9 protein-coding genes are annotated in these 12,619 nt (G+C 48.1%); 5 read left to right on the top strand and 4 right to left on the bottom strand.

Annotated features, from left to right (window positions below; translation table 11 throughout):
• Positions 1-126 precede the first annotated feature (126 nt).
• From BJP58_RS04980 to BJP58_RS04965, 4 genes are read right to left on the bottom strand one after another with little or no spacing between them, the layout of a single operon-like run.
• Complete coding sequence (locus tag BJP58_RS04980) at positions 127-522, bottom strand: hypothetical protein (RefSeq protein ID WP_194543042.1); 396 nt, start codon at positions 520-522, stop codon at positions 127-129.
• A complete protein-coding gene (locus BJP58_RS04975; protein ID WP_194543041.1) occupies positions 495-1,913 on the bottom strand; it encodes a sensor histidine kinase in 1,419 nt (472 codons plus the stop codon). The genes BJP58_RS04980 and BJP58_RS04975 overlap by 28 nt, the downstream gene beginning before the upstream one ends.
• A complete protein-coding gene (locus tag BJP58_RS04970) occupies positions 1,910-2,581 on the bottom strand; it encodes a response regulator transcription factor (protein WP_194543040.1) in 672 nt (223 codons plus the stop codon). Before BJP58_RS04970 ends, BJP58_RS04975 begins: the two co-directional genes overlap by 4 nt.
• A gap of 23 nt (positions 2,582-2,604) precedes the next feature.
• Positions 2,605-4,728: an MMPL family transporter gene (locus tag BJP58_RS04965; RefSeq protein WP_194543039.1), complete on the bottom strand. Its 2,124-nt coding sequence runs from the start codon at positions 4,726-4,728 to the stop codon at positions 2,605-2,607.
• Between the two features lie 396 nt (positions 4,729-5,124).
• On the opposite strand from BJP58_RS04965, the gene BJP58_RS04960 reads away from it, so the two are divergent.
• The 5 genes from BJP58_RS04960 (at position 5,125) to BJP58_RS04940 (ending at position 12,332) form a co-directional block, all read left to right on the top strand.
• Positions 5,125-7,395 carry an AraC family transcriptional regulator gene (locus BJP58_RS04960; RefSeq protein ID WP_194543038.1) on the top strand — a complete coding sequence of 757 codons (2,271 nt, stop codon included), beginning with the start codon at positions 5,125-5,127 and terminating at the stop codon, positions 7,393-7,395.
• Positions 7,396-7,605: 210 nt separating this feature from the next.
• Positions 7,606-8,571 carry an ABC transporter permease gene (locus tag BJP58_RS04955; protein WP_233354967.1) on the top strand — a complete coding sequence of 322 codons (966 nt, stop codon included), beginning with the start codon at positions 7,606-7,608 and terminating at the stop codon, positions 8,569-8,571.
• A gap of 14 nt (positions 8,572-8,585) precedes the next feature.
• A complete protein-coding gene (locus BJP58_RS04950) occupies positions 8,586-9,485 on the top strand; it encodes a carbohydrate ABC transporter permease (RefSeq protein ID WP_071220825.1) in 900 nt (299 codons plus the stop codon).
• 53 nt (positions 9,486-9,538) lie between these two features.
• Positions 9,539-11,182 (top strand): extracellular solute-binding protein, encoded by a 1,644-nt coding sequence (locus tag BJP58_RS04945; protein WP_194543036.1) that lies wholly within the window; start codon positions 9,539-9,541, stop codon positions 11,180-11,182.
• Between the two features lie 70 nt (positions 11,183-11,252).
• Entirely contained in the window at positions 11,253-12,332 is a 1,080-nt protein-coding gene (locus BJP58_RS04940; protein ID WP_194543035.1) for a glycoside hydrolase family 88/105 protein, read from the top strand.
• Positions 12,333-12,619: the final 287 nt, after the last annotated feature.

Genomic DNA, 12,619 nt, shown 5'->3' with positions numbered 1-12,619 from the left:
CACTATTCCTATAGAAATCTATAATTCAATCCTTGATGATTCATAAAATTGACGCAGCATCCACTAATGAAAAACAGCCAATCCTTCGCTTGGAGAGGGATTGGCTGTTTTCTATTTAGAAGAAGCTTATTGTTGTTCTTTTTCCGTAAAAAATGTAATGATGGCAAATAACAGAAAGGCAAGCAGCAGGAGCGAACCGCCCACAATAAACAAGACCAAAACCAAACTGTCGTCCAGCTGAAAAGGATTGAAATTGTACATCCACATTCCGAACGTTAAGCCGAAGGACCCCAGGATCGCCAGCCAGCCGTGGACAGCAACCAGTTTCTTATATCTTACTTTGTATGCCTTGTAGAAGATTCCCCAAGCAAATACCGACAACCAGCCGACCAGTAAAATGTGGGCGTGGATCGGACGAAGGGAGTAATCCATCTCGCCAGACATTTTGGAACCAAGATAGGTTCCAAAAATGCCGAACAGCGCTGCATATCGAATTAACCGTAAACTCCATTTTTGTTCCATGATTCATCATGTCCTTCCATTAGAAAAATAACGGTGAAGGTCGTACCCTTCGCAAGCTCGCTCTCGAGCGTTATGGTTCCGTTTAATAGTGTGACGATTTCTTTAACAATGGACAGGCCAAGGCCTGTCCCGTCTTTCTTGCGGGTTGCATCCACCCGGTAGAAGCGCTCGAACACTTGCTTGGCTGATGCCTCCGACAGACCGACACCGGTGTCCTCGAATGTGAGGATGATCTTGTTTCCGGCGGTGGTGCAGGAAATGAAGATATGGCCGTTCGGTTGGTTGTACTTAATGGCGTTCGTTATCAAGTTATCCCACACGATCGCCAGCAGCTCGCGATCGGAGTACAACATGGCTTTATCTAATTTGTACGAGATGGTCAGGTTCCGGTCCTGCAGACTCCATTGATGTTTTTTGATGGATTCCTTGATTTGCAGATCCAGTCGGAGAGGGCTCTTTTTCACCGGGTAACCGGATTGATCCAGGGACGTAATCAGCAGAAGCTGCTTGGTCAGATTCGATAATCGTCTAGCTTCATCGCTCACGATACCCGCATACTGCAGCCGCGTCTTCTCATCCAGATTCGGAAGAAGGAGCAGGTCTCCATACCCTTGAATATTCATTAATGGAGATTGAAAATCATGAGACACGTTGCTGATGAAGGACTTCCGGGCGACGTCATTATGCTGCAGCTGCTGCTGCATACGCAGGAAGTTCTCAGCCAACTGGCCCAGCTCATCCTTACGATGGATATCCAGCGAATACGTAAAATCTTCGTTGGTGATCGCTTTCGTCGCTTCGGACAGCTCCGAGATGGGGTGAATTAGCCGTTTGGTCATTTTGATTACACCCAATAGGCTCACGATGGCGACAGCTACGATAAATCCCGCCAGCATCATATGGATATCGGAAAATAGGATTTTGCTGGCCGGTTTGACGAATAGAGCATAAGTCTGATTTCCGATTTGAAGGGGGAGCCCGACGGTGTTTCTAATATCATTGGAGAAATGCCCCATCATCCAGAGCTGATCCCATATGCCGTCTTTCCCCATATACGGCGTGCCGCTTAACACCTGGTCCATGGTGTGGTCAGGCAGCCTTCTATGCTCAAAAGGCTCACCGAAAAAATACGCCTCCCCGGAACGGTTAGCCAAATATATCTGGTATCCTAGTTGTCCAACGGACTCAAGGAAGGGGTGTACGGTATGGCTCGATACATGCATTTCCTCGAGAACGTGGACGATTTGTTCGGCAACCTCCATGTTTTGCTGCGTGATTTCTTCTTTGGTAAATATCACGTAGACAACGTTTGCCAGAATAAATCCGATAAAGATGCTGATCCCTAGAATGAGCAGTGTTGTGGATATAAACTCCCGATATAATGTTTTCATTCGGCCGCCTCTAATTTATAACCAATGCCCCTGATGGTCTGGATCTCGATGGAAGCGTTGTAACGTTTGAGACGGTCGCGAATCCGGTTCATATGCGTATTCAATGTCATCTCGTTGCCTTGATAATCCTCGCCCCATGCCTGTTCGATAAGAACGGACCGGGGAGTGACTTTGTTGGCCCGTACTGCCAGCATAGTCAGCAGCTCAAACTCTTTTAGAGGAAAGAGAATGGTTTCATCCTTGATGATCACTTCAAAATCGTTCCGGTTGATCTTCACATTGCCGACCTTCAAAACACTTTCCATTGCGCGGCCATAGCGGCGAAGAACAACGGCAACCCGAAACAGCAGCTCCTTTGGCTCAAAAGGCTTCACAAGATAATCCTCGGAGCCTGATTTGAACCCCTGTTCCTTGTCGGATAATTGTCCCTTGGCGGTCAGCAGGATGACAGGAATGTCGAGCTCTTTCGTTAGTATTCTAGTCAGGGAGAAGCCATCCATCCCGGGCATCATGACATCCACGATGGCCAGGTTTACCTCCGACTCTTCCAGAAGCTCCAGCGCGTGCTTCCCGTTATGAGCTTGTAAAACCGTATAGCCTTCCCGCGTCAAATGGATGGTCACAAGCTGCAGGATATCGTAATCATCGTCTACGACTAAAATTTTCACGGAAGACTCCTCCATACCTTACATTATGCCTGGGATGAGAGCTTTCTAGGATCCTTATCTTTTTCGAAAAATAGAATTAAGGATGGAAGCAGAATGCCTCTTACCAGGAATGTATCTAATAAAATACCAATCGCAACCATAAAACCGAACACGAAGAGATCGGCAATCGGCATGGTGGTCAATGCGGCAAAGGTTGCCGCCAAGATCACGCCTGCCGAGGAAATGACGCCGCCCGTATTGCGGATGGCCACTTCAAGAGCTTCCTTGATCTTTAATGTTTTTCTCTCTTCGAGGAAGCGGGATATAAGAATAATATTATAATCGATCCCCAGCGCCACCAAGAATATAAACGCATAGACAGGTACTCGCGTACTGATGGATTCGTACCCGAACAGCATATCGACCAGGAAGATGCCCAGGCCAAGGGCTGACACGTAAGATATGAGGATGGTGGCCATCATATACATCGACATTTTTAACGAACGGGTCAAGGCAACCAGCAGCACGAGAATCAGAGCCGTTTCCAGAATGATGACTTTGATAATGTCACCGTTGTTTACGGTCCGTTCATCGACTAGTTTGGCTGTCACGCCGCCGTAGTAAACATCGCCCCGAAGAGACAACTCGTTAAGAAGGGCGTCAGTCTGGCCCTGAAGCTCTTCAATAAAATCGATAGCTTCGGTGGAATAAGGATTCATTGTCAAGGCAACGCTGAGTTTTGCCGCCTTGGAATCTTCCGTGATGCCGGCCAAGCGGACGGAGTCGATTTCTTCGTAATTCTCCAGCTTTTTCAGGAATTGATCGATCTGCCCGTCGGATAGCGCATACTCGGATTCCAGAAGAACCGTCGACGGCGCAAGCTCGCCTTTGTTATATTTAGATTCCACGATCTCATAACCTACACGCGAAGGCAAGTTTTCGGGGAATTTTTTGACGGTGTCGAATTCATAATTCAGGTTGAATACGTTCAAGGCGGTCATGATCATGAAGACAGCCACGATTCCACCGGTGAGCAGCGGCTTGTTCACCACGAAATTGGCTACTGGCCCCCAGAAACCGTGTTTGATTTCATTGTTCTGACCGAACTGAGGAACCTTAGGCCAGAACGCTTTTCTCCCAAAAAGGGTGAACAGGGCTGGGACAAGGGTGACGGAAGCGAGCATAATAATAAGCATGGCCAAACCGAATACCGGCGCAAAATTTTGATAATCACGGAAATCCATGAAGAACAGAATGAGCATCGCGGCGAGCACGGTGCCGCCTGCAAAAAACACAGGTTCCCCGGTAGCTCGCATGGCAAACTGCATTGCAGTATATTTGCTTTCATGTTTATTCAATTCCTCGCGGTATCGCGAGAACACAAACAGTGAGTAGTCGATGACGGCGGCAAACAGCAGGATGCTCATGATGGAGGTGGTCGAGTTGTTAATTTCGAGTCCGGCTGAGCCCATCAAGGCTACGGATTGGTTGACGACCTGATATACGATAGCCGTAGCAAGCAGAGGAATGAAGGCAAGCAGCGGTGAACGGTAAATAACGATCAATAATACAAGAATGATGACAATGGTGGCAAGTAGCAGAACAAAATCCGCCTGCTCGAAGAGCTTGATCGTATCGCCGGCTATCCCGGCTGGACCTGTAATATAGAAGTCTGTACTCAGACCCCTGGCAATCTCGTTGCCAAGTCTGGAGGCTTCGTCATTGATTTCCGAATATTCGCTGCTGCCAAGACCGGCTTCCAGGCTCATGGGAACGATGATGGTAGAGTTATCCTCCGAAGTAAAACCCTTCAGGGCTTGAGGCGGCAGGGTGCTGATATCGACTATGGATTTGACTCCCTGAATCTTGGCGGATAGGACTCCATTCAAAATATGCTTTACTTCATCCAGGTTTACGTTTCCTGATGCATTATGAAAAACCAGGATTCCTGGCGTTCCCTGCTCATTCGGAAATGTGTTCTCCAATTTGTTCTCGGCTATGATGGACTGTGCTTCATCTGGAAGTGACTGGAAGTTGGTGGCTTTGTAATCGCCAAGCGTGGGACCCGCGCTTAAACCGACCATAACGATCAGCCAGACCAGAATGGTAATCCACATCCCTTTTTTGGTTGAGACCCAATCGGTGATGGGACTTAATAGCTTCCTCAAAGGTTGTTTCCCCCTCTTTAATTTGTCGCACTTACTCTAGCACAGCTAAATAAATTTAATATAAACTCGAAAGTCCGGCCATTCGAGCGGCAGCAAAACAACCAAGTTTAATAACATGGAATGAGTAGGGTAATTGCAAAATATTAGGCATGCCATTATTGATCATCATGGTAAGAAATGATCCTTTATACGAAGAGAATCAGATGTTGATGAAGAATATCAATTGTGGCGATTTACGAGTTGAACAAGATTGACTTAACATATAATGGGAAACTCAGATAATACGAAACTCAGATCTAACCACCATAAACATAAAAATGAAGACAAATGTAAGCGCTTTAGTTATCTTAATACATAAGTGATTTTCTATAGAAAATAAGGGTATGGAGGGGTCCAATGAAGCGAATTCCAATGATGATGCAATTGGCATTAATCCTATTTTGCATCATGGCCATTCCGATGGCGATTTTAACCTGGTATAGCAGCTCTCAGATTCTACAGAATTCAGAGCATGCCTTTGCGGAAACTTCGCTTGCAGAATTAAATGCCAATCGCGAGCTTAATGAGAATGCGTTGAACAATTTGTCCCAGAATACGGTACGCCTAGGAGGCACCGACGCCTTCGATCGAATCCGTCCTTATAAGTCTCTTGCAGAGCTTAAGACGAATTACGTGAATGTAAGCAAAGCGATGGCGGTGCTCAAGGAATTGTTGAATCTGAATCAGAGCGTCGATGGGGTGTATTCATCTTTCTTTTACCTGGACGACGCGAATTACGTGATTTCTACGGACAGAGGCATAACGAGCTTGGACAGATACGAGTCCATCGACTGGCTGAACGAGGCGCTTATGGAGCAAAAAGGGATACGCGGCGTATGGTATCCGCGCAAGCTCGATTCGGGCGTTAATGTCTTATCGTTCGCACTGCCTTTAAACCGGCTGTCAACCGCTACACGCGGAACGATCGTTGTCAATCTGAAGGAGAGTCAAATCGAGCAGTATTTGCAATCATCGAAGTCAGGCAAGCAAGGCTATTTGCTTATGAAGTCAAGCGGTACCATCATCTCACATCACGACAAAGATTTATTGCTCAAGAACGCCTACGAGGAGCCGTATATTCGCGAAATCGCCCGGCAAGCATTGCCTGAAGGGTACATGTTCCGCGAGCTTAACGGCGAGCGATTGCTATATGCGTGGTCCCCTACGAAAGAATTCGGTTGGACGAACGTAAGCATCTACTCGGTCGACGAATTGATGAATAAGCCCCTTACCTTGCAGAGAAGTATCCTTTTGCTTACGATCGTTATTATTTTTGCGGGGTCCATACTGACCGTTTTTATTGCGACATGGTTATCCAAGCCAGCCAGGGAATTGGTCCGTACGGTACGCGGCCGAGTCAATCCGGGGGTGCGCGATAAGAATGAGCTCGTCTTTCTGGAGGCGGCATTCAGACGCATGCAGGAAGAGGAAGAAGGGCTTTATAAGCTGCTAAGTATCCGCGAGCAGGATGCCCAAAGCCACGCCATCCATAGTTTGCTGCGGGGTGAAGTGACCCCACAAGCGGAAGAGATTTTCCCGGACTTGCACTTTCTTGTAGCCGTCGTTTCCATCGACGGTTACCGAACTTATATAAGCCTGAATAATCCGGAAACGCGCAGTTACCATCGCTACTTGCTCATCTCCAAATGTGACGATTTATTCCCGAAAGATGTTCACGCGCGCTGCGTCTATCATGGTGACGGCCACTTCGCAATCCTGATCAACTACAGACAGGAGGAAGATGACAACTATAGGCTTGCCATTTATGCGGCTTTAGACATGTTGAGGAACAGTGCGGCGGAATTGCTCGAGCACTCCGTAACGATCGGCGTAAGCAGTCCGGCAGATTCAAATCGCCTGGTCTCGGATTGCTTTGCAGAGGCGATGGAAGCGATCAAGCAGCGCATGATTGCCGGCAATGGCGGCATTACGTGCTGGAAGGAGGAAGAAGGGCGGGATAAAAAATACATTTACCCTGTTAACAGCGAAAGACGAATTCTGAACTTCCTTGGTCATAGCGATCTGGATAGCATCATCGAAGAACTAAGAATCATTCGTAATGAAATCCGTTCTGCCGAATACGTGTCCTACGATAATATCCTATTCATCTATCATCAATTGGTTGGCGTGACCATTAAACACCTTAGGGAGAATAATGTTAGCACGGCGCGGATCTTCTCGACGCGGGGGAACATTTACGCAGCCCTTGCTTCTATTGATACGCTTGACGAGCTTGAAGAATATCTTATTGAATTTTACAGCGAGATTGTTCACTATCTTACGCGGTCACCGGGCGGGTCCAACAAATATGCCGATCGAATTATCCATTATTTGAATGAGCACTATCGTGAAGAAGTCGTGTTTGAAGAAATGGCTAAGCAAATCGGAATCAGTTACTCCTACATGCGAAAAATTGTCTATGAACATACGGGTAAAAGCTTGTCCGACTATCTCAATTTGCTCCGAATCGAGAAGGCAAAAGAGCTGCTTCTTGAGAGTAACCTGTCGATTGCACAGATTGCATCCGAGGTAGGCTACATGAATGTTCGAAGCTTCAATCGTCTGTTCCGAAAATTTGAAGGCATGCCGCCGAGCAGCTTCAAGCTGCAGAGATCCAAAACCTCGTGAGCAGGACAATATTTGATTCAAATAGACAAAAATGATTCTTGGGTTCTCAGGAATAACGGATCGGCTGCAATTTGGATCAATAGTGGCTGCAGCTTATCAATATTCGGCGTTTACCTTCGGACGAACGGGGCGATATGATAAATCCAACCTCGGGGCCACCGAAATAGGGAAATGAACCGGGGGGAGATCACGCATGGAGGAGGTGAGATTTTGAAAGTCCAAGATGCAGCACCAGGAAATGAAACCGCTTTAATCCCCTTCGCAGGCAAGAAACAGGGAACTCTCTATTATCTTCGTCGGGATTGGCAGCTCTATTTTCTGCTTCTCATTCCTTTAGCGTTTGTCTTGGTCTTTAAGTACGCGCCGATGAGCGGTCTTGTGCTTGCATTCAAGGATTACAAGATTGCCCACGGATTCTGGAGCAGCGAATGGGTCGGTCTGGAAGTGTTTAAAGACATATTCGCAAAGCCCGATTTCGCTCGCGCCATCCGCAACACGCTCTTGCTGAATGTGTCGGACCTTATATTTAGCTTTACAATGCCGATTATACTCTCTTTGCTGCTAAACGAGGTCAAGAACGCTTTCTTCAAACGCGTGAATCAGACGCTGCTTTATTTACCGCACTTTCTGTCTTGGGTCATTATCGGCGCAATCGCTTATCAATTGTTGGGTGAAGGAACCGGTATGATCAATAATCTGATCGCGAATCTGGGGGGAACACGGATCCCGTTCCTTCAAGAGAACGTCAATTGGCTAATCAGTTACATCTTTATTGGCGTATGGCAAAGCATGGGTTGGGGGACCATCATCTACCTGGCTGCAATTAGCGGCATTAACCCCGAGCTGTATGAAGCGGCGGTCGTCGATGGTGCAGGCCGGTGGCGGAAAATGTGGAACATTACTCTGCCCTCGATCCGAGTGACGATCGTGACATTGCTGATTTTGAACCTTGGCCACGTGATGGCGGGTTCCTTTGAGCGTGTTTTTGCCTTAGCGAACAAAGCAACGACGGAGTTCACCACGACCATTCCCGTTCTGGTATATCGCTGGGGAATTGAAGGCGGCAACTTCAGCCGAGCAACCGCTCTCGGGTTGTTCCAAGCTGTCGTGGGGCTTGTCCTTATCTTAATTGCTGATCGGGTTGCCAAGAAACTGGGTGAAGATGGAGTCATTTAGAAAGGAGGGAAGCGATGAAAACATTCACTAGGAGCTATGCGGTGCGCCGCACCAGGAAACTGGACATATGGGATATTCTAATACGGCTCATACTTATTGCTGCCTCACTTGCCTGCTTGCTGCCATTCGTTCATGTCGTTGCAAAATCTTTAAGCGAAGACGCCTACGTCATCGCTAACAAGGTGTTTCTCTGGCCGGCGGGGTTCACTCTGGATGCGTACGGCAAAGTTTTTGCCGATCAGAGTATTCTGAGGTCTCTTTACATATCCGTAATCATTACGGTGCTGTTCACACTGATCGGCATGATCGTCACCATTTGTGCAGCCTACCCGCTATCCCGTAAGCAGCTTAAAGGCCGTTCGTTTTTTAACTTCATCTTTATGTTTACGATGTTCTTTGGAGGCGGCATTATTCCCGAATATATGCTGATCAACAGCCTGGGGATGCTTGATACGATGTGGTCGCTTATATTACCGCTATCCTTTAGCGCATTTAACCTGCTGATCTTAAGGACTTCGATCTCCAGCAATATTCCGGCGAGCCTGGAAGAATCGGCCCGGATGGATGGAGCGGGGCATTTCAGGATCCTGTTCAGCATCGTACTTCCACTCTCCAAGCCGATTCTAGCGACATTGTCCCTTTTTTACGCGGTCGGACGCTGGAACGCTTATCAGGACGCCCTATTCTATATTAAGCATAATGTCGATTTGCGGCCGCTGCAGTTGAAACTATATTACCTGGTGGTTCAGGCCAGCGAGAGCTTTCAGCTAGAGATGACGCAAGTCTCGCTCAGCAATCCTGAAGTGCTCAAAGCAGCATGTGTCGTTTTTGCAACTTTACCGATCATTTGTGTCTATCCGTTCATTCAGAAGTATTTTGTCCAGGGAGTCATGCTTGGGGCTATCAAGGAATAGCATTTCCAGATTCTATTGCATCGATATGATGAGAATGATAAGGGGGAAATACGATGAGCAAACCGAAAATCATGTCTATGTTCATGGTTTTAATATTAATTGCCGGTCTTATAGCGGGATGTACGGGGAACAGCACCAATGGTGAGAAGAAGCCTTCTCCATCGGATGAGGGTAACACGCCAAGCCAAAACGCGGAAGGCAGCTATCCCGATTATTCGCAAGGCTTCCCGGAAAGAGTTACACTCGAAATTCCAGTGTATGAGCGTGCGTTCGAAGGCTGGAACGTAACTGACAACTACTATACACGCTGGATTCAGAAGGAATTCGGCGACAAATACAATATCGAGGTCAAGTTTACGCCGATCGCCCGTACCAACGAAGTTACGACTTATCAGCAGCTGCTCGCAGCCGGCAAGGCGCCGGATATCATTTTCCACTACGACATGCCGCAAGCGCTTGCATACTATGGAGAAGGTGTCATGCAGGAGCTGGACTGGCAAGAGATTGAGCACTATGCCCCAACCTATTGGAGCAATTTGAGCGAGACGATTCTGCAATACGGCGTCGTTGACGAAAAAAACACCTTCTTCTTCGCTGCACGTCCAGATTTCAGCAACTTTGTCAATATCATTCGTAAAGACTGGGTTGAGAAAGTAGGAATGAAAATCGAGGACCTGACTTCGCTCGAGAAGTACAATGAAATGCTCATGAAATGGAAGGAAGAAGGAATCGGCGTTGCCGGGGCCGGTTTAACACGGAACGTGTTCAACTATAGTTACGGATTCCGTGACTGGCCGGTTGATCCGAAGACGCACGCGCTTTATTCCGATCTATCCGTTGCGGATTTTACGACACCGGCAACCGAAGCCTGGCTGCGTAACCTAAGCTATCAATACCATAACGGACTTATCGATAAGGAGTTCTATCTGCGCGACGATGATAACAAGCTCAAGGCCGAGTTTGTTGCGGGAAATACGGGCACCTACGGTTTGTACCTGACCAATAACACCGATGCGTTTGAAGCAACGCTGAAGAATAATCCGGAAGCTGAATTTGCCGTGCTTCCCCCTGGCTCCGGCGTACCGGAGGGAAATATGCCCCAAGGACGCGCCGACTGGCCGTTCGGGTTGATCATGGGAATTAACCATGAATCGACGGAAGAGGAGCGTGCTGCTGTATGGATGTATCTCGAGTGGATGAGCCAAGTGGAGAACCTGATGTTCCTGCAGAACGGGGTGGAAGGTGAGAACTATACGCTCGATTCCGATGGCTTGCCGGTGAAAAAACCGGATTTCAAGGGCGAATCCGTACTCTCTCAGAACAATAACAAGGACTATTGGGCACTTGTAACGGAAGCGCCATCCTTCGCAACGCCAGAGCTAACGCTTAAAGCTAACAAAAATAACTGGACGCCTGCGGGTTATGAGCAAATTGTCGAAGACATGATTCAATATCGAAACGAGACCAAGCCATACCAGACGCCGGATCCGCTGTTCACCGTAGTCCTTGAGAAGGTTACCGAGTATAAGGCGGATTTGAACAACCTCTTCCAAGAGCTGTATCTCGACATTATCCTTGCGCCAGCAGACCAGTTCGATGCGAAATACGAAGCGGCCAAGCAGAAATTCCTCGACGCCGGCTATCAAGAGATTTTGGACGAGAAGCAAAAAGCGATTGATGCAGGTCAATTCCGGTAATCACGAAAATCTAAACCAAAACTCCGAGCTCCTGCCGAAAGCGGGGGCTCTGGATGATATGGAGGGCAATATGAATCTGAAACTAGATATCGCTTTAGAAGATTTAAAGCAAACCGCCAAGCGTGTTGCAGATTATACGTTCGGGATGGATTTGACGTGGGATTGGCCGGGAGGTGTCGCATTCTATGGGATTAGCCGGCTGTTCGAGGTGACTGGCGAGCATGCTTATCTGGAACGGATGATCGATTGGGTTGAGGAGTACTTAGAGGCGGGCATTCCGGAAGGATGGACCGTGAACACCTGTGCGATGGGGCATATGCTGCTGACCCTATATGAACAGACGAAGGATCAAAAATATATGGATCTCATTTTAAGCAAGATTGATTATTTGGAGCATCAGGCTTTGCGATTCGGTGACCGGGTCCTTCAGCATACGGTGTCGGCTGACAATGACTTTCCGGAGCAGTGCTGGGCGGATACTTTGTTCATGGCGGCATTTTTGGAGCTTCGGGTCGGCGTGCTCCTCGGAAAGAAGGCGCTCATCGACGACGCGCTCCATCAATTCGAACGGCATATTCATTACTTGCAAGATGAGGATTCCGGGCTGTGGTACCATGGCTATAACCATGTCAAAAAGGACCATATGTCCGGCATTCATTGGGCGCGCGCCAACGCCTGGGCAGCCTATACGATGTCCCGAGCGGCAAGAGGGCTGCCGGAAGGCTATCTTTATCCTCCCATGATGCACATATGGAGCTCCTTACGCGACCAGTTGGCGGCAATGAAACGGATGCAGCATGAGGACGGTCTGTGGGGCACCGTGCTCGATTGCCCGGAAGCTTACAGCGAAGTATCGGCTACAGCGGGTATTGCAGCAGCGATGGTGATGCAGGGCAATCCGCTGCACGCGAAATATGTGAGAAAAGCCTTGGCCGGGGTTCTCGCCAATATAGCGGATAACGGACGGGTTCTGAACGTGTCCGGAGGAACGGCGGTCATGAACGACATCGAAGGATATCTAGGCATTGACCGGAAATGGGCACAAGGCTGGGGACAAGGATTGGCGCTAGCGTTCCTGTCGTCGGTCATTGACGTTATCGAAGCCCAAGGAGATCGCGAGCTTAGCAAACGTAGCGATCAAGTCGATTAGACCTCAGGCTACTTGCTCATCATAACAACGGACATCGGCGATTCGAATGGAGCATGCTGGAGGATATATAGATGATTTAGAAGTCGCTAAGTTAGCGGCTTTTTTTACTATAGCGATGTAAGTTTTGTCCTTAGCTGAGGACGCTCCACATCTTAGATTCGGATCATTACTCTATAGAACACGCGGAATGCTGGCGCAGGTCGTTATATGACAACGAAGAAGTCGGATTAACGGTAGATCATAGGGATGCAAAGGAGGTAGAATGTCGTCACCAAAGAAGCATTAAG

Origin of the sequence: Paenibacillus sp. JZ16 (assembly GCF_015326965.1) — a bacterium.
Lineage (GTDB): Bacteria > Bacillota > Bacilli > Paenibacillales > Paenibacillaceae > Paenibacillus_AQ.
This window is presented reverse-complemented; position numbering and strand designations above follow the sequence as displayed.